This window comes from Pseudolysobacter antarcticus, from assembly GCF_004168365.1.
Classification (GTDB): domain Bacteria; phylum Pseudomonadota; class Gammaproteobacteria; order Xanthomonadales; family Rhodanobacteraceae; genus Pseudolysobacter; species Pseudolysobacter antarcticus.
The window spans coordinates 2,856,556-2,879,548 of record NZ_CP035704.1 but is presented as its reverse complement, the minus strand read 5'-3'; the positions used below and the strand labels follow the sequence as shown (position 1 = coordinate 2,879,548).

The following is a 22,993-nucleotide window of genomic DNA, read 5'->3' as shown; positions in this document are numbered from 1 at the left end:
GAGTCAGCAGTAACGATGCCGAATGATTTTTCCCAGCCATTGAATGCCAGCGTATTGCCGGTCATGCGCACGGATTTGCTTGCCGGAAAAACCCTGGCATTGCAGGCGCAGGCATTGAATCTGTTTTACGGCGATCGACAGATTTTGCATGCGCTGAATTTGTCCGTGCCGGCGCGGCATGTCACCGCGTTGGTCGGGCCGAGCGGCTGCGGAAAATCCACGTTCCTGCGTTGCTGCAACCGGCTCAACGACGAGGTTGACGGGTGTCGTGTCAGCGGCAGCGTGAAACTTGCCGGCAGCGATATTCACGGCGGCGATTTGCCGGTGCCGGAGTTGCGCCGTAGGGTCGGCATGGTGTTCCAGAAACCGAATCCATTTCCGCTGACGGTATACGACAATGTTGCGTATGGATTGCGCCTGGCCGGTTTGCGGCGGCGGCGTGAACTCGATGAACGTATCGAATCGGTATTGAAAGTCGTCGGACTGTGGGACGAAGTGGCGACGCGATTGCACGAAGATGCGCTGATACTTTCCAGCGGCCAGCAGCAACGTCTGGTGATTGCGCGCGCACTCGCGGTGGAGCCGGAAATTCTGCTGATGGATGAACCCGCATCGATGCTCGATCCGATTTCCACCTTGCGTTTCGAGGAGCTCGTGCATCAACTCGCGCAGCGCTACACCGTGCTCGTGGTGACGCACAATATGCAGCAGGCCGCGCGTGTCGCCGACTACACCGCGTTCATGTATCAGGGTCGCGTGCTCGAGTTCGGCGATACCGACAGCGTATTCACCAATCCGCAGCGTCGCGAGACTGAGGATTACATCACCGGGAAATTTCGCTGACGCAAAATAATTGTGTGCCGACATTATTTTGAAAACTGAGTCGTGGCAAAATCAGGAAGCGCGAAGCGCGAAGCTCGATTCCATCGTGTTGTTTTTTTTATTTGCTCGTCATCCCAGCGAAGGTTGGGATCCATTTTGATCTTGCCATGCCTCGCGACACTTTCACCCCGCAAGCGCTAAAGTCAAAATGGATTCCAGCCTTCGCTGGAACGACGGCTACTTTTATGTTTGATAGATTTCGTAGCCACGCAAAATTTTCTTATCACCTAAAATCATAAAAACCACACCGCCACAGGACATCATGGATCCCCTGCATCTCACCCAGCACATCTCGCGCCAGTTCAATTCCGAGCTCGAAGACCTCAGTCGCAAGTTGCTCGCGATGGGCGGTCTGGTGGAGGAACAATTGTCGGCGTCCTTGCGTATCTTCGCCGAGCGCGATGCACGCAATGCTGCGGGTGTGTACGAGCGCGAGGATCGCGTCAATGCCGCCGAGTTGCAGCTCGATGAAGAGTGCATGTTCATCCTCGCGCGACGTCAACCCGCGGCGTCGGATCTGCGCCTGGTGATGGCGGTGATGAAGATGGTCGCCGACATCGAGCGCATCGGTGATGAAGCCCAGCGTATCGCGCGCATGGGCGAAAAAGCCGTGGACGAACATCTCGACGACGGCCTGCTGCTCAAGCTCGAACAGATCGGCCAGATGGTGCGCGAGATGTTGCGCGGCGCGCTCGATGCGTTTGCGCGTGCCGATGAAACACTGGCGATCGAAGTGATCCGGCGTGATCGAAAAGTCGATATCAAATACGACGATCTGATGCGCGCCCTGGTCGCACTCATGACTTCCGATCCGGCGCATATTCCGCCAGCGTTGAACCTACTGTGGTCGGCGCGTTCGCTCGAACGTATCGGCGACCGTTGCAAGAATCTGTGCGAACACGTGATCTACATCGTGCGCGGCAAGGATGTGCGACACACGCGTATTGCACGCGAGGATGGGCTATCGTCGACCGCGCAGTGAAATTGTCACGCGGCTCGCGCGAGCGGGACGTCTGAAAATAAATCCTGCGTTTTCCGCTAAGCTCTCCCCTCGCAACATGCAGGGAGTCAACGATGTTTGGCGCAAAAAATCCGTATCTGTTTTGGTCGGGTGTCATCGCATCGTGCGGCGCGTTGCTGCATCTGCTGATTCCGCTCGGCGGCCCGCAGTGGTACGCCTTTTTCGGCGCTCCGCGTGGTTTGGTGCAAATGGCGCGCAATGGCGATCTGCATGCGCCGATCAGTTGTGTGTTGATCGCGACCCTGCTGATTTTTTTCGCGGCCTATGCTTTTTCCGGCGCAGGCTTGCTGCGTCGTTTGCCGCTGTTGCGCGGCATGCTGCTTGGTATTGCCGGCATCCTGATCCTGCGCGGGCTGGCATTCATTCCGTTGATTCTGTGGCGCGCCGATGCGCTCGCGAATATCTGCGGTGATTGTCGCAGCATCAACATTTTCATCGTTGTCACTTCGCTGCTTTGTCTCGGCCTGGGGCTGGGCTACGCTGTCGGCGTGTGCAGGCACTGGCGCGAACTTGGCATGCGCGCGTGATGCGATATTTCTGATCCGCAGATCGACCAATAATTCGAGGAAATCGATGGCTCGCCATACTCACCGTGAAATCCATCACACCCAGCGTATCGGCTGGTTGCGCGCCGCCGTGCTCGGTGCGAACGACGGCATCGTTTCCACCGCGAGCCTGGTCATCGGCGTCGCCGCAGCGAGTGCGAGTCACGGCAATATTCTGCTGACCGGTGTCGCTGGGCTCGTGGCTGGCGCGATGTCGATGGCGGCGGGCGAATATGTTTCGGTGCATTCGCAGGCTGATTCGGAGGAGGCAGATCTCGCGCGCGAACGCGCTGAGCTCGCTGCCGATCCGATCGCGGAACAACGCGAACTCACCGGGATTTATGTCGCGCGTGGACTCGAGCCGAGCCTGGCAAAACAAGTCGCCGAGCAATTATCAGCGCACGACGCGCTGGGTGCGCACGCTCGCGACGAGCTCGGCATATCACCGGCCCTGCGCGCACGTCCGATTCAGGCGGCGCTGGCATCCGCCGCAAGTTTTGCGCTCGGCGCGGCGTTGCCGCTCGTGGTCATTGCATTGTCATCCGCACAGGGTTTGATCCTCTGGGTGTCGACAACTTCGCTCATTTTTCTCGCCTTGCTCGGTGTGGTGGCGGCGCGAGTCGGCGGGTCCAGTATTTTGACAGCAGCGTGGCGAGTGACGTTCTGGGGCGCGCTGGCGATGGCGATCACCGCGGGCATCGGCAAGTTGTTTGGCACCGTGATCTAGCTTGGGTTTTAACGGGGCGCTCATGTAACCCGTGTTAGCGTTTCGTGCCTGTACGCAGGCAGGAGCCGCAGCCATCCAAGACTAGAGCAGCGTTAAACCGGCGGACTGCAGCGGGTTCGATCGGATTTTCCTCGGCGTGTTTGAACAATAGCCGTTGGCGTGCGGTCTATCATCGCCCATTCTATCCACGCCTGTGATTAGCGAATGCCAGCACGCCGCAAAAATTTTTCCACGCGACTTTTTATCTGCCAGGGCTTCGCAGTTTTCGCGATGCTGATCATCAGTGTGTCGGTCAACGCGGGTGTCAGCGAAGGCCTTGTCGCGTACAAAGCACACAACTTTGCGCTCGCGTTGAAGGAGTTCGCTGCCGCGGCGGACACCGGTGATGCCGCGGCACAATACAACATCGGGCTGATGCTCGAACGTGGCGAAGGCGTTGCGCAGAATTATCCCGATGCCGCTGTTTGGTATGGTAGATCGGCCGAGCAAGGCTACGTTGCCGCGCAGTTCAATCTTGGCGTGTTGTACCAGCGCGGCCTCGGTGTGAATGCCGATCCGGCGCAGGCGACGGTCTGGTACGCGAAGGCGGCGGACCAGGGTTTTGCCGATGCGCAATACAATCTCGGCGTGGCCTACGATCAAGGCCTTGGTGTAAATCAGGATGTCGCACAGGCGGCACAGTGGTATCGGCGCGCGGCCAATCAAGGCAATGCCAATGCGCAGAACAATCTCGGTTCGCTGTACGAAAACGGTATCGGGATCGACCGGGATTTTGTCCAGGCCGCGGCCTTGTATCGCGCCGCGGCGGAGCAGGGCCACAGTCTGGCGCAGACCAATCTCGGCCAGATGTACACGCGCGGCAATGGTGTGGATCACGATGATAACCAAGCCGTGTTCTGGTTCGCCAAGGCGGCCGCGCAGGGCGACATCAATGCGCAATTGCTGCTGGCCGCAGACTACGCACGCGGCATCGGTGTGCCGCAGGATTTCAAGGCGGCGCTGTTGTGGTACGGCAAGGCAGCGCAGCAGGGTCCGGCCGCTGCGCAACAAAAACTCGGCGACCTGTATCGGCTCGGGCTGGGTACTTCGAAAGATCTCAAGACGGCGACGAGCTGGTATCGCCGTGCGGCTGAACAAGGCGATGCCGAAGCGCTCAACAACCTTGGTTCGATCTACGATCAGGGCATCGGCGTAACGCGAAACCGCGCGCTCGGATTCATGCTGTTTTCGCTCGCCCTGAAATCGAATCCGGGTGCGAGCGCGACGATCCAGACGGCCACGGACAATCGCCGCTCGAGCATGTTGCAACTCTCTGATCGCGAGATCGATGCCGGCGAAGCCCAGGCGGAAGCCGTGCACAAGGGCAAACAAACGCTCGCGCAAGCAATCGACAGTTACGTCAAAACTACGGTCGTTGTTCCAGCGAAAACTGCGAAACCGGCCAAGCCAGCGCCACCGGCCGAACCGTTGATCCATCGCATTCAAACTTGAATTGATCTCGCCGCACAATCGCCAGGGCGGAGCTATTCGTGAAGCCGCTGCGGCTGCATTTCTCGCATCGACAGGAGAGACATAAATCGCGTGCTTAATGCACATACAACGTCATTTAAGCATCGCTGATGTATCAATTTTTATCAGTCTCGTGACACAAGAATTGCGCTACACTTTTACCGATCGCATCGCAGTCGCGCAATCAATCCAGATTCATCAACATTTCACACCCGCGCAGTCGTGCATGCATGGGACGGAGGGACTCGTGCACAAGTCAAAACGTAACGGATTTTCTGGCATCGTACTTTGGATGTTTGTTGCTGTTGTGATGCCGGCACCGATTTTTGGCATTGCCCAGGAGCTGCCCAAGGCGCCGCCGTCGCACGAGATAAAAATCGATGAAAATGCGTTTCGCTGGGAAAGCCGGCCGGCATGGGTTGAGCCGGCACCGGCAGTGGTACCCGACGCCGATCTGCTAAAGCGTGCTGACCCGCTTTATTACGCGTTGCGCGATACCCAGTTTCTTGTCGATGCGGCGCCGGCTTTGTATGTGCATCAGTTATTGGTTGCGAATGAAACGAGTGCATTGTCGCAACTGGGTCAGTTCGAGATTGATCTTGTACCTGCCTGGCAGCAGCTGCGTTTGCACGCGATCCATATTCTTCGCGACGGCAAAAGCATCGACAAGCAGGCGTCGACGCAGATCCGCTTTCTGGAGCGCGAACTCGGGCTGGAACATGGCATGTACACCGGGCAGGTGACCGCGTCGCTGCTCATCGACGACGTGCGTGTTGGCGATGCGCTCGATATCGAATTCACCAAGCTGGGTCGCAACCCGGTTTTCCCCGATCGCTTCGCCGATGCCGCGTCATGGGATTTGCCGACGCCCACACGGTTGCGCCGCGTTGTTCTCAAGTCACCGCAATCGCACAAGATCCAGATGCGCCTCTTCGGCCCTGAATCGCTGCCGGAACCGAAACCGCAGCGGCGCAAGGACGGGAGCCTTGATGTGTTGGTGTTCGAGGGGCGCGATCTGGTCGCAGCGCACCCTTCAGGTTATTACCCGGCAGAGTATTCGCCATTGCGCTGGATAGAGTTTTCCGAATATCGCGACTGGAACGAGGCTGCTGCCTGGGCCGCCGGGCTGTTTAAAACTACGATTCCGGATGCCAGTGTGGTTGAGCTCGCGAATACTCTGAAAAGCCAAGCTGGCGCAGAAGCCCGCGCGTTGGCGGCGCTGCAGTACGTACAGCGGGAGATTCGTTATTTCTCGATTTCGCTCGGCGAGAGTTCGCACCGACCCAGCGCACCCGCGGTGACGCTGCAGCGTCGTTACGGCGACTGCAAGGACAAGGCAGCCCTGCTGATCGCGCTGCTCAAGGAATTGGGCATTGATGCACAGCCGGTACTCGTGCCCTCACAACCGGGGCAAAGCCTGGGCCAAAAGCTGCCTTCGCCGGAGCATTTCGATCATGTCATCGTGCGTGCCGTGGTCGCCGGGCACGAATACTTTCTCGATCCCACCGTACCCGAACAGCGTGGTCGGCTCGATGCGATCTACTCGTGGCACGAAGGTGTTGATGTCTTGATCGTTGCCGCGGATACGCGCCAGCCGACGCATCTGCCGACGCGCAAAGTGGATGCGGCGCAATTCGAAATGGTCGAAAAAATGAATATCGCTGCGTTCGATCAGCCGATCACGCTCAGTATCGATGCCATCGCGCGCGGCCAATTTGCAGACCTTGTTCGGCAAAGCCTGAAGCAAAGCACGACAGAGGAACGCACGCGCGAATCCCTGGCGCAAATAACCAAGCGTTATGAAGGCGCAGTTGTGGTCGGTAGTCAGAATGTTCAGGACGATTCGGAAAAAAATGTGATCATCGTCTCCGCCACGTACCAGCTTCCCGCAAAAGCGATCAGCGACAAAAACGGATTGCGTTTCGTGAAATTCCGACCGACACCGATCTTCGGTCATTTGCCCATCCCCGAAGCGGATCGCAAGGTTGCGATGCGGATATCGTCGCTACCGCAACATTATCGCTACGAATTTCAGCTCACCGCGCCGACGTCGGTGGCCGAGGCGCGCGATCCGCAAACCAAAACCATCGGCAAATCTTATTTTACGTTGCAGCAGCAGTCGCGCTTTCGCGGCAATGTGGCATCTGAAATCTTCGACATGATCATTCCCGATGGCATCGTTGCGATGAAGGATCTGGAGGACTATTCCCACGAAATCAAAAAGACGGAGGAACTGCGCGCCGTGGTCTTCCTGCCATCGGGTGCCGGCGCTGGCGGTAAAAAATCCGGCGGATTCATGGCGAATTTGCTTGGCAAGAATGGCAAAGAAAAGCAGGCGGACAACGCTGCGCCAGATCCAGTGGCGCAACGCGAAACCGAACAGCGCGAATCGCTGAAACACATTTCCGCATCGCTCGACGGCAACACACTGGCGGATCGCGATCGCGCCGCCGCGCTGATAGAACGAGGCATCATTTACGACGACCTCGGCGAGTCGGACAAGGCGCTCGTGGATTTTGATGCGGCGATCAAGCTCGCACCGAAAAATGCCAACGCGTATTACGAGCGCGGCAATTCACTGCTGACCAAAGGGCGCTTCAAGGAAGCCATCGATAGCTTCTCGCGCGCGCTGGCGCTCGGCGTCGAGGATAGCGACGGCGTGCAGACCCATCGTGGCATCGCGGAGTATTTTTCCGCTGACAACACTGCAGCACTGGATGACTTCGCGCACGGTGCCAACGGCGTGTCGCATTCACCGTACGCGATGCTCTGGTACCTGATTGCTGCCGAGCGGTTTGCGGGCGGCGCCAAACCCGGCATCGTCGAAGCGAGCCGGAGAGAGCTGGGCGGCGAATGGCCGCGTCCTTTGTACGGCTTGTTCACCGGTGATCGCACCGAGCGCGACATCGAAAAACTGCTGGCTGGCGCCAATCCTGCCGAGCGCAAGCTCAATAGCTGCGAAGCGTATTTCTATATCGGCGAATATTTTCTGAGCAAGCACGATGTGGTTAACGCTCGTATTTATTTCAGCAAGGCGATCGATACCGGCGTGCGCTTTTACAGCGAGTATTTCGAGGCCAGGCACGAGCTTGAACGACTGGACAAGGCAAGCGCACCGTAAGCTTTGGCGGTGCGCGCAGCCGTCTCTGCGTGCGCCAGTCGTGGCCAAAGTGTGCAGCGCGTTTGCGCTGAGGGCGCTGTGCCGGCTGTGGTGATTCTCGGCATCACACCGAAACGTCGTAAAGCGCTTCGGTCTTTTTCTCGGTTTGCTGCATTTTCCACAATGCGGCATACACGCCAGATTGTGCGAGCAGATCGCGATGATGGCCGCGCTCGACGATGCGGCCGTGTTCCATGACGAGAATCTGATCGGCGTCGACGATCGTTGACAGACGGTGCGCGATGATCAGGGTGGTGCGTTCGCGTGCGACTTCGGCGAGTTCGGCCTGGATGATTTTTTCGGTGCGTGTATCGAGTGCGCTGGTGGCTTCATCGAAGATCAGGATGGCCGGATTTTTCAGCACCGTGCGGGCGATCGCGACTCTTTGTTTTTCACCACCGGAAAGTTTCAGACCACGTTCGCCGACGGTGCTTTCGTAACCTTCCGGCAGGCTGAGAATGAAGTCGTGGATATGCGCGGCGCGCGCCGCGGCGTGAACCTCTTCGCGCGTCGCATCGGGGCGGCCATACGCGATGTTGTAGTAGATGCTGTCGTTGAACAGCACGGTATCTTGCGGCACGATGCCGATCGCGCGGCGAAGGGATTGCTGCGTCACCTCGCGAATATCCTGGCCATCGATCAAGATGCGCCCGCCGCTGACATCGTAGAAACGAAACAGCAAACGTGCGAGCGTGGATTTACCGGCGCCGGTAGTGCCAACGACGGCCACAGTCTGTCCCGGTGCGATCGTGAAATCGACATGATGCAGAATCGTGCGTTCGGCTTCGTAGGAAAATTGCACCGCCTCGAAACGTACTTCGGCACCGCGTGTGGCAAGATCGGGCGCACCGGGTTTGTCGGCAATTTCACTCTGTTCGTTGAGCAGGCGGAACATGCGTTCCATGTCGACCAGACCGCTTTTGATCTGCCGATACGTGACGCCGAGAAAATTCAGCGGGATCGACAATTGCAGCAGCAGTGTGTTGACCATGACCAGATCGCCGAGCGAGAGTTTGCCGCCGACCACACCTTGCGCGGCCATCCACATCAACACCGTCAGGCCACCTGCGATCACCAGACTTTGCGCGCCGTTGAGCAGGCCCAGTGAGGATTCGGATTGCACCGAGGCATCTTCGTAACGGCGCAGATTTGCATCGTAGCGTTGCGCTTCGAATTCCTCGTTGCCGAAGTATTTGACGGTTTCGTAGTTCAGCAGACTGTCGATCGCACGCGCATTTGCTGCGGCGTCGGTTTCGTTCATCTGCCGCACGATGCGCGTGCGCCAGTTGGTGATGATCACGGTGAACGCGATGTAGACCACCATCGTCGCGAGCGTGATCGTCGCAAACCGCCAGTCGAACTGACGCAGCAACAAGATCGTCACCAGCGTGATTTCGAGCAAGGTCGGGATGATGTTGAAAATCGCGTAACCGAGGATGTTGTAGATGCCGCGTGTGCCGCGTTCGATATCGCGCGAGACACCGCCGGTGTGGCGCTGTAGATGAAAACGCAGACTCAATCCATGCAGGTGGCGGAACGTCGAAATGCCGGCCGAACGCATCGCGCGCTGGCTCACACGCTCGAAGAAAATATCGCGCAACTGGCCGAACATTACCGAGGACAATCGCAACACGCCGTAACCCGCGAGCAGCAAACCCGGCACCGCGATCAACGCGGTTTTGCTGTCGAGTGCGTCGATAATGTTTCGCAGTAGCAGCGGCACGCCGATGTTGGCGAGCTTGGCGATGACCAGGCAGGCCAGCGACAGGCCGACACGCCAGCGGAATTGCCACAACGTAGGCAGCAATTGCCGGAACGCATCACGTGCGCTGCGCGGGGATTCATTGGTGGCGGGAAGGGGAGGCGTCATCGTGGGATTCGTATTGGCTGCGTTTCAAATGGGGGCGGTTTGTTGAACTGCAAATGCGCTGAGGGATTGAGACGAAAACGATCAGACTGGCTTTTGTGCGGACATTCAAGATCACCACGTCCGCTTAATGGCACGCCGCGTTATGATCGGTTTCCATCTTGCTGGAGTGATCCCATGAAGACTACGCTCGTTCTTGCACTCACGCTGTTGACCGCCGCTGCTGCGGCCCAGACTGCACCGCCCGCTGCACCGGGCGGACTGCCGCGCACCGCCTCGCCGGCGGCCGCCGAGGAATACATCATCTCGCCCAAGGATGGCGAAACCGTGGGCCAGGATATGACCGTGCGTTTCGGCCTCAAGGGCATGGGCGTCGCCCCTGCCGGCGTGATCAAGGACAACACTGGCCATCATCATCTGCTGATCGACAACAAGGAACTGCCGCCGCTGGATCAGCCGATTCCGAACGACGATACGCACAAGCATTACGGCGGTGGCCAGACCGAAGCGACGATCCACCTCGCGCCAGGCGATCACACGTTGCAATTGTTGCTCGGTGATGCCTCGCATATCCCGCTGAATCCTTCGGTGATGTCGAAGAAGATTACGGTGCATGTGAAGTAGAAATTACCGCCAAGGCTGGTTCATAAAGCACGTGGCAAGGCAAAGTTCAACTTGCCTTGCCATCGAGAAACCGCAGTCATGTTCGTGTGCGCGGCAAGCGCTTTGGAACACGTTTTATATTTCCGTCGTCAGCGACTTGCGGTGATCCAATACCGCCGAGGATGAGATCGATTCCCGCGAGAAAATCCACGCGGTCGTCGTGAATGCGTAATTGTCCGGCTACGATACGTACGAACGGGTAGTCATGCGCATCCAGCCGCGACCACGCCGTCGACATCTCCTCCAGGAAGTCGGATCTATCGATGCCCCGCGTAAGCGCGAATTGCGTGTTGGCCGCGTTCTGCCCACCGACACCAAGAATGAAGTGCAGCAACGTGGACACCGCTGCCCACTGCGCGTTATCCGGCACACCCAGCGCACGAACCTGCTGACCGATGCATTCGACAATGCGCACCAAGGGCAATTGTCCGGCTGCATGGGTGAGCGCGGAGCCAACCCACGGATGCGCGTCGATCGCATCGAACATGCCCAGCGCGAGCGCGCGAAGGGTCGCCGGCGGTGTCGCGCCGATCACACATGACGCCATCGTGCGAGCGACGATGGCGTCGCAGGCGGCGGTCAGCAGATCGCTCTTGTTCTCGATATGCCAATAGATGGCGCCCGCACCAGTGGCGAGCCGTTCGGACAGGGCGCGGAATGTCAGTCCGCTTTCTCCGCTGTTGTCCAAAATCTCTATCGACGCTGCGATGATGCGATCGCGCGAGAGTGATTCTTCGCGTCGCTGGCGGCTGCGTGTTTTCTTGATCATGACTTATCTTGACACAAGTGGAACGTTGTTCCAATATAATGGAATGATGTTCCATTTAGGCCTGCGACGTGTCGTTTCCGTCTTTCTACAAAATTCAGAGGTGGATGAGCACCTCACTCATGAGCAACTACATGAAATCCATACAGAATAAATCCCATCACGACGTGATCATTTCCGGCGCAGGCCCTGTGGGTTTATTGCTTGCCTGTGAACTGGCCTTGGCCAAATGTTCCGTCCTGATACTGGAAAAAGCCGAGGATCCGCACTCGCCATTAAAACAGGTTCCTTTCGGTATACGCGGGCTCTCGGCACCTACGATCGAAGCCCTTTACCGTCGTGGCTTGCTGCAGGAGCTTGAGCTCCATAAACGTCTTAAGAACCCGCACCAGAATGCAGGCCAGGGATCACGTCGTCAGGTAGGACATTTTGCCGGCATTCCCTTTCATGAGGGTGATATCGATACCTCGCAGTGGACGCATCGCTTGCCGAGCTCGACGGCAACCAGCTTGCTCTCTGAAATGCAAGAACTCGAAACCGTACTGTCTCGCCGCGCCGAAACCTTGGGTGTAGAAATCAAGCGTGGAATGGCCGTCAGCGACTTTCATCAAGTCAGCGATGGAATCACTGTTCAAGCCGCTGACGAAACTTTTGAAGGTCAGTGGCTGGTGGGGTGCGATGGAAGTCGCAGTGTTGTGCGCAAGGCGGGCGGTTTTGAATTCGCCGGTACGGAGCCGGAATTCACCGGCTACACAGCTAAAGTGGATATTGCCGACCCTTCGATGCTCAAGCCGGGCCGAAACGCGACAGCAACAGGCATGTACTTGCAATCGCAGCCGGGCTATCTGGCGATACAGGATTTTGATGGCGGCGCATATCACAGTGCAGAAAAGCCAATAACGCGAGAGCACGTGCAGGAAGTTCTACGGCGCATCTCGAACACCGATGTGATTATCAATGCGTTGGACATCGCGACTACGTGGACGGACCGCGCACGGCAGGCGACAACCTACCGCAACGGGCGGATTCTTTTAGCTGGTGATGCCGCGCATATTCATGCGCCGCTCGGAGGTCAAGGGCTCAATCTCGGCCTGGGTGACGCCATGAACCTGGGCTGGAAGCTCGCCGCAACCATCAAATCGAGCGCGCCGGAGGGCTTGTTGGACAGCTATCAGACCGAACGACACCCGATAGGTGCACAAGTTTTGGATTGGTCACGTGCCCAAGTCGCCATCATGCGACCGGACCCCTATGCGCGCGCGTTGCAGGCAATCGTCCGGGACCTCATGAGCACACGCGACGGCGCCACCTATTTTGCAGGAAGGGTGTGGGGCATTCACACCCACTACGATCTCGGTGGCGGCCATGCTCTCGCGGGTCACAGCGTTCCCAACTTCGAGTTCGAGGACGGCACGAGGATCGGCGCGCTGATGCACGATGGCCGCGGAATGCTGCTGGATTTTGGTGGCAATGCCGCACTCAAGTCGCTGGCGAACGGATTTGACGACCAAATCAAGTACGTTTCCGGCTACGCGAAACAACAATGCAGTTTGAGTGCCGCACTGATACGTCCGGATGGCATTGTCGCCTGGGCCTGTGACAACGATCCCGATGGCAGCGAAGTCGAAAAGGCTGCTGCTCGCTGGTGGCGTGCGCAATCACGCTGAACACGCCAGTCGCGACCATCGCAGCCGGCGTCACAAGACTTCGCAACAACAGCTTCGATCATCAGCGCGACAAGTCCAGCGCATACGTCGCCTTGCCATCACCGTCATCCTTGAGCTGCGTGATATTTTTCAAACCTGCCGCGCGCGCGGCTTCCAGCTCGTTGCTCGCCGAGACAAACGTCACCGGACCGGCGGTCTTGATCTTGGCGAAATGCCAGCTTTGATCCGAGGCAACATCGGCGCGACGCAGTTGCTGCCGCGCACGGATGTAGGCGATCAGAATATCGCGATTGGTATCCGGCGCCGCGAGGATGGTCTTGCTGCCGTCGAGACCCGGGAACGTGCCGCCGCCGCTCGCTCGATAGCTGTTGGTGACGACGATGAAATCCCGCTCCGGCGTGATCGCGCTGCCTTGGTAATTCAACTGGCTGATGCGCTGGCCGGTCGGCTGGCTGACATCGATCTGGTAACTCACGCCGCCTTGCAGCACATCGAAATTGTAGGACGGATATTTGCTGTTGATCAGCGGCTGCGCGTCGGTTTTTGCCGGATCGATGCGATTGAACACACCCGCGCTGCGCTCCAACCATGCCTTCAATTCGGCGCCATTGATCTTCACCGCGGCCAACGTGTTCGGATAAAAATACAGATCGGCAGCGTTGCGGATGGCGAGTGGGCCGGGTGGAATATCGGTGTAATCGTTGGCGCCACCAAAACCGGTCTTGAACGCCGACGCGGTTGAAAGTACCGGCAGGCTCGCGTACTGCGGCAGATTGGTTTTGAGATAACGCTCGACGTAATCGCGCTGCGCCATGTTGATGATCTGCGTGGTCGCGACATCGCCGACCAGCGCGAAATAACTGGTGATGCGGAAGTCGGTTTCGCCAATCGGATGTTTGACGTAAGCGAGCGTTGCTTCCTGCTCGGCAGCGATCACTTGCGCGATCGCCGGATCGGCCGCGACAAAGCTGCCATCGGCATTCTTGATCGAGCGAACTTCGCTATGCGTGTGTTCGCGATCGACCTGCCAGTGCCCCTGGTCGTAACTCAACGCAAGATTCACGAGGCCGAGGCTCTTGCCCCAGAAATTGCCCATCACCGCCGGCACGCCGCGAATGAATCCGCGTTCGTTGTCGACCTCGGGCACATGCGCGTAACGCGATTTGGCATTGCCCGGATCGGGGAAAACTTCGTGCGAATGTCCCATCAGAATGGCATCGATGCCCGGCACTTTCGCGACATGCCAGTTGGCGTTTTCCATGCGCTCGCTGTACGGCAGAATATCGATGCCGGCATGCGAAATCACCACGACGATATCGGCGCCAGCGGCACGCAATTTCGGCACGTATTGCTGCGCCGCCTCGACCATGCCATTGACCGCGACCTTGCCGGCGAGATGGGTGCGATCCCAGTTCATGATGCCGGTCGGCGTAAGACCGATAATGCCGATGCGCAGGTTCGTTTCATGCGTGCTGCCGTCGGGCGCCGTCACGCGCACGGTCTTGTCGATGATGCGGGTCGGCGCGAAAATCGGTTCATGGGTTTTCAGGCTGATCACGTTCGCCAGCACCAGCGGATAATGTGGGCCTTGGCAATGCTGTTCGGCGATGCCTTCAATGTGCATCGTTTGGCCGGTGGCGCGACTCAGAAAATCCAGACCGTAATTGAATTCGTGATTGCCGATCGTACCGCCGTCGTAACCGATCGCGTCCATCGCCTTGTACATCGCGAGTTCCTGATCGCAGGCGAGCGGTTTGACCGTGGCCTGGTAATCGGCGAGCGCGGTGCCCTGGATGGTATCGCCGTCATCGAACAACACCGTGTTGGTGAATTCCTTGCGCGCCTGGCGGATCAAGGTAGCGACGCGTTCGAACCCCAAAGTTTTGTCTTCGGCGAGCTTGAAATAATCATAGCTCAGCACATTCGAATGGAGGTCGGTGGTTTCCAGGACGACCAGTTCGGCCTTGCTGCCGGAAGGCGGTGCGGGCAGGTGCGAATTCGGCTGCAGGCCGGTCTGGCAACTGGCCAGCAACACGGCGGAAAGAATGGCGATCAGGCGGCGGGTTGACATGATTCTGCTGGCATCGATTTGTGGAGTGCGTAGCTTAAAGCATCCTCGTTACAGTGAGCTGTAAAGAGATGTAGCGAACGTGCGCTCGCGATGCCCTGATAACAACCATACGACATTTGCTGGCCGCGCATTTGTTACCATAAACACCTTCCGTATTTAGCGATTGATCTAGATGACCATCCGTACCCGTTTCGCGCCGAGCCCCACCGGTTATCTACATATCGGCGGCGCGCGCACCGCGCTGTATTGCTATCTCGAATCGCGCCATCGCGGCGGCGAATTCATCCTGCGCATCGAAGATACCGATCGCGAGCGCTCGACCCAGGAAGCGGTGCAGGCGATCCTCGACGGCATGCAGTGGCTCGGGCTCGAACACGACGAAGGTCCGTTCTACCAAACGCTGCGCATGCAGCGTTACGAGGAAGTCGCGCAGACATTGCTCAAGACCGGCCACGCCTATTACGCCTACGAGAGCAAGGAAGAACTCGAAGCGATGCGCGAGCAGCAGATGGCGGAGCATGCCAAACCGCGTTACAACGGTTTTTACCGCGAGCGCAACGAACCGGTACACGAAAGTCCGACGCGCGTGATCCGCTTCAAGAATCCGGCGACCGGCTCGGTAGTGTTCGACGATCGTGTGCGTGGCCGCATCGAATGGCAGAACGAGGAACTGGATGACCTTATCATCTGGCGTTCCGACGGTTTCCCGACCTACAACTTCGCGGTTGTCGTCGACGATATCGACATGCAGATCACCGACGTGATTCGCGGCGATGATCACATCAACAACACGCCGCGGCAGATCAACATCTATCGTGCGCTCGGCGCCGAGCCGCCGCAGTTTGCGCATCTGCCGATGATCCTCGGTGCCGATGGTGCAAAACTTTCCAAGCGCCACGGCGCGGTCAGCGTAATGCAATATCGCGATGACGGTTTCCTGCCGCATGCACTGTTGAATTATCTGGTGCGACTCGGCTGGTCCCACGGTGACGATGAAATTTTTTCACTCGCGCGCATGATCGAATTGTTCGACGTCGCCGACGTCAACAAGGCCGCGGCGCGGTTCGACGGCGAGAAACTCGCGTGGATCAATCAGCAATATCTGAAGAGCGAAGATCCGGCGGAAATTGCCACGCATTTCGAATGGCATCTGCGTGATGCCGGTATCGATTTCTCGCAAGGCCCGGCGCCGGTCGATGTGATTATCGCGTTGCGTGATCGCGTCAAAACGCTCAAGGAAATGGCCGAGCGCGCGAAGATCTGGTACGGCCCGATCGAAACTTATGACGATGCCGCAGTGAAAAAACATCTTGGTGCGAGCACCGCATTGCCGGCACTCAAGGCTGTGTATGCTGAGCTGGAGAAATTGCTGGATTGGAAAGTCGAGGCGATCCATCAAGCCATCGAAGCCGCCGCCGCGGCGATCGGCGAAGGCATGGGCAAAGTCGCGCAGCCGTTGCGTGTTGCGATCACCGGCACGCAGGTGTCGCCATCGATCGATCACACCGTGTATCTCACCGGCAAGGTGCGTGCACTCGCACGCATCGAAGCCGCCTACGCCAAGACCGGCGGCGGATAAACCGCATCATGAGCTGCGATTTCAGCGCGCTGTTGAATATCGATACCACCGATCCGGATCAGGTGGCGGCGTTGATGCAGCAATGCACGTCGGTCGTATTCGATCCGATGTTGTGGGTGTGGGCCATCGTTTTCACGGTGCTCTGCGCGGTCGTCGGCGGCTGGATCGGCACCTATAAAAAAGCCGTAGTGCGTGATGCGATTCTCGGTGCGACTCTAGGCCCGATTGGCTGGATCATCAGCCTGTGCCTGCCCGTGCGCGCGCAGCAATGTGCGCAATGCGGCACGCGCGCTCCCGGTGTTGATAAGTTTTGTCGTCGCTGCGGCCACTCGCTGCAAGCGGCGAACGGCTTGCGAAAGCCGTGACTTGACCACACGTGTATCATGCAGACATTAACCCGATTTAATTCATCGCCATGACCGCCGCCGCCAAAAATCACAAGCACGATCACGCGCATCAGCACGCGCACAACGCCAAAGGTTTTGTCAGCGAAGTTGTGGCCGCTTGCGATCAGCGCGGGCTGCGCCTTACCGAGCTGCGCCAGCAGGTGCTTGAACTTGTCGCGCGCTCGACCAAGCCGGTGAAGGCCTACGATCTGCTCGACCAAATCAAGGACGAACGCAGCAACGCCGCGCCGCCGACGGTGTATCGCGCGCTCGATTTTCTGCTCGAAAACGGTTTCATCCACAAGCTCGAATCGATCAACGCCTATGTGAGTTGCCACCATCCGAGCGTGGCGCATCATGTGCCGTTTCTGATTTGCGACAGTTGTGATTCGGTGGTCGAGATTTGCGACGAGCGGGTTTCGGGCATGCTTGATGAGCAAGCCAAGGCGCTCGGTTTCAGCCCGCAGGCGCGCACGCTCGAAGTGCACGGCATCTGTGCGCGCTGCAGCGGCAGCTGATGTTTTTTTGCGTCACCTGAATCAGGTAGCGCGTACCACCAAGGTGCTCGGCAACATTTCCGATTGCGTGGTTTCGCCGCGAGTCAGGGCGAAATTGTGTGCGCCAGCCGTAGTGATGAAACTCAGGCCACCGCACTTTCGCTCGGTGTCAGCGCGACCAGACGACCACCACCATCAACCACCGCCGTGGCCGCAGCGCCGAGCAAACCGGCGTACGGGTAGGTGATCGCCAAGGTCGGCACTCTTTGCATGGCAGTCGCGAAACGACCCTTGTCCTCGAAGCGGCGGCGGAACTCCGCCTTGCGCAACCACGGCAGCAGCGGCGGCACGATTCCGCCCGCCAGATAGATGCCGTCCCACGCGCCGATCGTCAGCACCAGATCACCGGCAATGCTGCCGAGCAGGGCGCAAAAAATATCTACTGTGCGTACGCATTGAGCATCGCTGCCAGCTTGCGCATGCTCGGTAACCTGCGCCGGTGAAAAATCCTGTGCCGGCACATCGGCCAGCGCGCACAAGGCCTGATAGACGTTGACCATGCCGCTGCCGCAAATCAAGCGCTCGTTTGATACGCGGCCATAGCGTTTTGCAAGGTATTGCAAAATCTCGATTTCCTCGGGCGTGCCCGGCGCAAAACCCGTGTGACCGCCTTCGGTTTCAAGAATCTCCGGTTTGCCATCGCGCAACAAAAACGCGCCGACGCCGAGTCCCGTGCCGGGACCAATCACGCCGATCGTGCGGCATCGACTATTCGCGGCGATCGTTACGTCAGCGTTGCCGATTTTTTCTACATCCGTTGCTGCGAGCAGCGGCACCGCCATACTCAGTCCGGCAAAATCATTGACGATGTGCAGCGACAAAAGATCAAGATCGCGGCGCGTCTGTGCGGTCGAAATCACCCATGGATGATTGGTGATACGCACTTCATCGTTAGTGACTTTGCCCGCTACCGCGAACACGCCACGCTGCGGCTTGCTGCCGATTTCAGCGAGATATTGCAGCGCGGCATCCGCCAGCGATGCGAAATCCGCGACCGCATAATGGCGAATGCTGGAGTCGATCAGCGGTCGCGCCTGCGTGGTTTGCGCCAACCCGAAACGCACATTGGTTCCGCCGAGATCGGCGACCAGGGTCGAAGAATTTTTTTCGTCGGACATGCAGCGGATGCTCTTTGATTTGGTCAATCAAGACAGTGTAACCGCTGGCGCCGACCGATTGCCGAGTTTGCGGTGGGTGCTGCAGATAAGCGTGCCAACGCAGCTGGCGAGATTCGAGCGGAGGGCCGACCAATGCAGTTGAATGTCCGCTTTCGGCCATGAACGGACGGTCGAGGCCTTGCAAGTCGTATCTCCGCAAAGCGGACGTTCGGTCCGTGCTTGGCATACGGCGACTTTTGCATGTACATGGCGATTGCAATTTCAGTCATCGGCGATGGCTGGTCTTCGATGAAACGAGTTGGGGCCAGGAGACGAACTACGCTTGCGATTCGACGCCGCCAAGCAGTTGCCCAAATAGGATCGCCCAGTCATCAAAGCGATGGTCGAGAGGATGGTCGTTAAGCAGGAAACCAAACGCCGGGTCGGCCGCATCAACGGCTGAGCAAAAACGGCAACGCCCCGCGCGAGGGCTGGGCTATGGGCGATCCGTTTCGATTGAATGATGCGTTTGGAATGCGGCGGGAACATGACCTCTCGGCGATCCTTTGATGCTAGATCAGGCCCTGCTATTCACGCCGAGTAAGTGAACCTGACCCCGTTCTTCCTGCGGTTCGCTGGTGCCTTCCCCGATATACGGCTCCACCGTCCAGTCCGAGATACAGCCGCTACTCAAGGAAATCACACCCACGATGCGGGCGACGGGAAAGCCCAGTCCCGCGTGCTGGACTCTACTTTGCGGGAATGCTGCTTGCAGGCTCGCGGTATTTGGCATCGATACGGTGGTGCCGTCGATCAGTTTGATGTTGCGTCCACGCCATTGCGCCGCCGCAGGAAGCGCGGCGAGTGCCGCATCCGCCACCTCGGACACACACGCTTCCACCAGCGCCAGGGGCAGCCGTTGCCGTGCCTTGCAGTAGGGCCCCGTGTTCAAACTCGAAGACGGCAAGCCCAATGCTGTGCGCTGGGCCAAGTGCCGGCCCACGACACCTTGGCACGCGCCCTCATTGCTGATCACCTGCTCGACGAACAACCCCAAGGTCACCTCAGGGGGATGCATCCGCTTGCGATGCGCCGGAACCTCACGGCTGAGGATCTGCTTGAGCTGCGGTCGCGGCAAGAAATGCAGCAACTTATCGTGGACGCCGCTGCACAGCAGCGCCCGCTCAGCCGAAACGACTGAGCGAAGGCGTTTTTTTGGTAGGCTCCATACGGGCTGATCCTTTAGGGCTATTCATCAAGGCTTAGACACCTGAAGAGTAACTGCTGCGGCCTCTCAGCCCACTTCTTCCCGCCTCATTCCGGTCGGCAAGACGGGCTTAAGCTAGTGCCATTTTACTCTGACCCCTGTTTTGGCCGGTTCACGGTCGTTTTGCCAGCCTTTCGCTCCCCGAGTCTTGCGGAGCGAAGCGGCTAGGGTTGGTGTCCTGAACGTGGCGGATCGATTCCGATTCGTTCGCGCGACCTTGCAAGCAACAGAAGGCTCAGGCTAGCCACGGTGAGCAGAGCGAACGTAAATATGCTGCCTTCCGGCCCCTCACCAGCACCATTGAGATAGGTCGGCCCGACAGGCACTAATTTCACCACCAGTGCGGGTAAATGACTATCCAAACCCGTAATCGGCACGTCAAAGCCGGTGCCGGCAAACCAGTTCCAGCCGGTGTGCCAGCCCATCACGCCCCAGATCGAATTTGAACGGCGCGCCCAAGCGCAAGCGAAAATCGAGAAGACGAAGGTCATGACCGTCATCGACAATGGTTGCCGTGGTGAAAAGTGCAAAAAGGTGAACGCGGCGGCGGTTAATATAAAGGCGGCACTAGTGTTCCAGCGCCGCATGATGGTTGAGAACAGCCAGCCGCGAAAAACGAATTCCTCCACGCTCGATTGAAGGGCAAAGCAGGCGAGCAACAGGACGATCCAGCCGAGCGCAGCAGGACTAGCAAAGGCTGGGGCCAGATCAGCGACACGGTATCCGCCCGAAAGCGCTATCGCGGTCACGATCGCGCCCATCATGGCTATGCCAACTGCCAGTCCGATCAGAAATTTTCGCAGCCGGTGCGCTCCACCAAATCCGACGCTTATGAGACTTCGCTTTTCGATCCAGCGCACCCAGCCTAGTACCAAAAGTCCGAAGCCGATGAACGAAACCAGAAAAAGGCAAAACCCCAACGGCCCCAACGGTGCTCCCTTCGCGTCAACCAAGCCCAGATATTCAAATCCATAATCAAATGGCAAGCTCCCGGCAGCAACAAGGAAAATGCAGATAAAGGGGGCAGCGATACTCGGCGGTATCCAGCCCTTTGGTGTTTCGTCGGAAAAGATGATCTGTGTCATGTCGCACAGGCTAATCGCCCGCCGAAGACCGCTATAGAATGATCGTGCGGAACAAGTCCGAACGAAGCCACTCTTTCGGCGCGAGGCCAACTGCCTTGCGGAATGTGCGACCAAAATGGCTCTGATCCGCAAAGCCAGCGCCATGGGCTGCCTCAGCCAGCTTCGCGCCTTCACGCAACATCCGCTTGGCAAGATCGATCCGTCGGTGCTGCAGATAGCGATAAGGGCTGGTGCCAAGCAATGCCCGGAAGTCACGCGAAAGCTGCCAACGGTCACAGCCAGTCACTTGCTCAAGTTGATCGAGTCGCGCACCGAAAACGACGGCGGTTTCGAGAAAGTCGCGCGCCCTCATCACGGCTGTTCGGTTGGCGATCCTCACAGTTGCCGCCCTGCCAGCCGCATTGTTCATGGCATGGGCCAGATCGTAAAGCGCGTCTTCATAGGCACCGGGATCCTCGACGCCCGCGCAGTCGATGACCATGTTGAAGGCTGCCGCGATCAAGGCGGGATTCGTCGAGACGCCATTAACGACAAACGGCAGTTTCGCGCCTCCAAGCACTGCCTGGACATGAGCTGGCGGAACATAGGCCGCCCGATAGCTGAATCCCGCCTCATCGCTGCAATGTCCGTCGTGTATTTCGTCAGGATGGAGGATTAGCACCTGCCCAGCCAGCGAATGTCGCATCGACCCGCGATAGTTGAACGCTTGCACCCCAGCCATAGTCAAAGCGACAGTGTAAGTATCGTGCCGATGCGGCGAAAACGCTGCTCCGACCAGCCGGTTTGCGACTCGCTCGATCAGCTCGAATGAGCCGGCCGAATGCGATGGGTTCGAGGAATGCGCTGCAGAATTCATCGGTAATATATTGGGCGTAAGGAGCAAGAAGGCAAACCTTGCGAATTCGAATAGGGTTGTCAGGTCGCTTGCATAACTTTCAGGCCTATACTGTCTTTCCCTGCAAAAGCGGCGTCACTTGAACCCTGGAGATCCGTCCAAAACAGGGGTCAGAGTAGAATGGCGCTTACTTAAGCCCAAGTCATTGACGCAAAAGCCCAGTGCTAGGGTGTAGTTGCGAAACAAACACCAAGCCAAGGAGAGGTGCCCCGATGCATCCTATGCGTAGCGGGCGCGCACAGCAACGACGCGCAATTCGTCGCGGAATCGAACGCAGCGATTCCTATATCTTCTTCAACCTGCTCACTGGCGACGCCTCGTTCGAACAAGTCGAAGCACTATTGCCCGCGCATCGCGAGCGTTTGTTTCCGCCGACAGAAAAGTCGTCGATGTTTTTGGCGCAGGCTCTGAGTGCGGATCGATCATGCCAAAAGGCCGTCAATGATGCGCCCAGCAAGCGTGTGGCGGGGGGGGGGGCTTGCCGCTGTGCAGCACGCGCACGGGTGCCTACTGTCGCGCGCGGCAGCGACTGCCGGCAGAAATGGTGTGCGCCCTGGTGCGGCAAGCGGGCACGGGCATGTCGACGCAAGCGCCGCCCCATGTCGGCTGGGGTGGTCGGCGAGTGCGCTTGGTGGATGGCACGACCTTGCCGATGCCGGATACGCCGGCCAACCAAGCCGCGTATCCGCAGCCGCGTTCGCAGCAGCCTGGGCTGGGGTTTCCGTTGTGTCGCTTGGTAGCGCTGACCTGCCTGTCGAGCGGCGCAGTGCTCGATGCGGGCGTAGGTCGATACCTAGGCAAAGGTGGGGATGAGCAGTCGCTGTTGCGGCCGATGCTGGAGCGATTGGATGCTGGCGACATCGCCACCAACCGCACACCGACTCGCCCCGGTCGAATCGAACCGCGCGCGATCAAGCGACGACCAAAACCCCGCAAGCTACTTACTGTTCCGCGAAATGTCGCCAGAGCGCAGATTCGAAAGGAGCGGACTTGGACTTAAGGGAGTGCCATTGGGGTCAGAGTGCACTTTCCTACTTTACGGTCCAAAGAGCGTTCCGGGTCCGGCGAACGTCCGCTCTTGCGCCCGATCGAAAGACCGCTTCGGGCACGTTGCTGCCGGTCGATTGTGCCCGACAGGCATCCCTCAGGAAGCTGGCTAGGCGGTTACGATTCTGATCAAGTTGTGCCCCCGCCCGGTCCGTGTTGGCAGCGCGTGGTAAGTTCGCTGGCGGTACGCACGCGCTGCACC

18 protein-coding genes and 1 pseudogene are annotated in these 22,993 nt (G+C 58.5%); 12 read left to right on the top strand and 7 right to left on the bottom strand.

What is annotated here, in order from left to right; genetic code table 11:
- Positions 1-15: 15 nt before the first annotated feature.
- The 6 genes from pstB to ELE36_RS12220 all read left to right on the top strand — a co-directional run bounded on the left by pstB (position 16) and on the right by ELE36_RS12220 (position 7,805).
- Positions 16-843 (top strand): phosphate ABC transporter ATP-binding protein PstB, encoded by an 828-nt coding sequence (pstB, locus tag ELE36_RS12245; protein WP_129833692.1) that lies wholly within the window; start codon positions 16-18, stop codon positions 841-843.
- Positions 844-1,144: 301 nt separating this feature from the next.
- Positions 1,145-1,864: a phosphate signaling complex protein PhoU gene (phoU, locus tag ELE36_RS12240; protein WP_129833690.1), complete on the top strand. Its 720-nt coding sequence runs from the start codon at positions 1,145-1,147 to the stop codon at positions 1,862-1,864.
- A gap of 92 nt (positions 1,865-1,956) precedes the next feature.
- On the top strand, positions 1,957-2,430 hold the full coding sequence (locus tag ELE36_RS12235) for a hypothetical protein (protein WP_129833688.1): 474 nt from the start codon (positions 1,957-1,959) through the stop codon (positions 2,428-2,430).
- A gap of 46 nt (positions 2,431-2,476) precedes the next feature.
- Positions 2,477-3,175, top strand: coding sequence for a VIT1/CCC1 transporter family protein (locus tag ELE36_RS12230; protein WP_129833686.1), 699 nt, complete (start codon positions 2,477-2,479; stop codon positions 3,173-3,175).
- A 270-nt stretch (positions 3,176-3,445) separates the two neighbouring features.
- Entirely contained in the window at positions 3,446-4,666 is a 1,221-nt protein-coding gene (locus ELE36_RS12225) for an SEL1-like repeat protein (RefSeq protein ID WP_165371589.1), read from the top strand.
- Between the two features lie 265 nt (positions 4,667-4,931).
- Positions 4,932-7,805, top strand: a complete 2,874-nt coding sequence (locus ELE36_RS12220; protein WP_165371588.1) for a DUF3857 domain-containing protein — start codon at positions 4,932-4,934, stop codon at positions 7,803-7,805.
- Positions 7,806-7,908: 103 nt separating this feature from the next.
- Here the strand turns inward: ELE36_RS12220 and ELE36_RS12215 are convergent, their stop codons facing one another.
- Positions 7,909-9,714 carry an ABCB family ABC transporter ATP-binding protein/permease gene (locus ELE36_RS12215; RefSeq protein ID WP_129833680.1) on the bottom strand — a complete coding sequence of 602 codons (1,806 nt, stop codon included), beginning with the start codon at positions 9,712-9,714 and terminating at the stop codon, positions 7,909-7,911.
- Between the two features lie 174 nt (positions 9,715-9,888).
- On the opposite strand from ELE36_RS12215, the gene ELE36_RS12210 reads away from it, so the two are divergent.
- Positions 9,889-10,335: a DUF4399 domain-containing protein gene (locus ELE36_RS12210; RefSeq protein WP_129833678.1), complete on the top strand. Its 447-nt coding sequence runs from the start codon at positions 9,889-9,891 to the stop codon at positions 10,333-10,335.
- A gap of 76 nt (positions 10,336-10,411) precedes the next feature.
- On the opposite strand, the gene ELE36_RS12205 is transcribed toward ELE36_RS12210, so the two are convergent.
- Positions 10,412-11,143 (bottom strand): TetR/AcrR family transcriptional regulator, encoded by a 732-nt coding sequence (locus ELE36_RS12205; RefSeq protein ID WP_129833676.1) that lies wholly within the window; start codon positions 11,141-11,143, stop codon positions 10,412-10,414.
- Between the two features lie 119 nt (positions 11,144-11,262).
- On the opposite strand from ELE36_RS12205, the gene ELE36_RS12200 reads away from it, so the two are divergent.
- A complete protein-coding gene (locus tag ELE36_RS12200; RefSeq protein WP_242512257.1) occupies positions 11,263-12,807 on the top strand; it encodes an FAD-dependent monooxygenase in 1,545 nt (514 codons plus the stop codon).
- 61 nt (positions 12,808-12,868) lie between these two features.
- On the opposite strand, the gene ELE36_RS12195 is transcribed toward ELE36_RS12200, so the two are convergent.
- Positions 12,869-14,878, bottom strand: a complete 2,010-nt coding sequence (locus ELE36_RS12195) for a bifunctional 2',3'-cyclic-nucleotide 2'-phosphodiesterase/3'-nucleotidase (protein WP_129833672.1) — start codon at positions 14,876-14,878, stop codon at positions 12,869-12,871.
- A gap of 172 nt (positions 14,879-15,050) precedes the next feature.
- Between ELE36_RS12195 and gltX the strand changes: the two genes are divergently transcribed.
- From gltX to ELE36_RS12180, 3 genes are read left to right on the top strand one after another with little or no spacing between them, the layout of a single operon-like run.
- On the top strand, positions 15,051-16,457 hold the full coding sequence (gene gltX / locus ELE36_RS12190) for a glutamate--tRNA ligase (RefSeq protein WP_129833670.1): 1,407 nt from the start codon (positions 15,051-15,053) through the stop codon (positions 16,455-16,457).
- 8 nt (positions 16,458-16,465) lie between these two features.
- Entirely contained in the window at positions 16,466-16,822 is a 357-nt protein-coding gene (locus ELE36_RS12185) for a hypothetical protein (RefSeq protein WP_129833668.1), read from the top strand.
- 50 nt (positions 16,823-16,872) lie between these two features.
- Entirely contained in the window at positions 16,873-17,361 is a 489-nt protein-coding gene (locus ELE36_RS12180; protein WP_129833666.1) for a transcriptional repressor, read from the top strand.
- Between the two features lie 122 nt (positions 17,362-17,483).
- Here ELE36_RS12180 and glk read toward each other — a convergent pair whose 3' ends face one another.
- From glk to ELE36_RS12160, 4 genes are all read right to left on the bottom strand, one after another.
- On the bottom strand, positions 17,484-18,518 hold the full coding sequence (gene glk / locus ELE36_RS12175) for a glucokinase (protein ID WP_129833664.1): 1,035 nt from the start codon (positions 18,516-18,518) through the stop codon (positions 17,484-17,486).
- 556 nt (positions 18,519-19,074) lie between these two features.
- The gene (locus ELE36_RS12170) at positions 19,075-19,647 is read right to left on the bottom strand and encodes a hypothetical protein (protein WP_129833662.1); all 573 of its coding nucleotides are present in this window, start codon (positions 19,645-19,647) and stop codon (positions 19,075-19,077) included.
- Positions 19,648-19,928: 281 nt separating this feature from the next.
- On the bottom strand, positions 19,929-20,849 hold the full coding sequence (locus tag ELE36_RS12165; RefSeq protein WP_165371587.1) for a CPBP family intramembrane glutamic endopeptidase: 921 nt from the start codon (positions 20,847-20,849) through the stop codon (positions 19,929-19,931).
- A 31-nt stretch (positions 20,850-20,880) separates the two neighbouring features.
- Entirely contained in the window at positions 20,881-21,705 is an 825-nt protein-coding gene (locus ELE36_RS12160; protein WP_129833658.1) for an AraC family transcriptional regulator, read from the bottom strand.
- Positions 21,706-21,956: 251 nt separating this feature from the next.
- Here ELE36_RS12160 and ELE36_RS20810 point away from each other — a divergent pair.
- A pseudogene (locus ELE36_RS20810) lies at positions 21,957-22,606 on the top strand (transposase); the annotation flags it as partial.
- Positions 22,607-22,993: the final 387 nt, after the last annotated feature.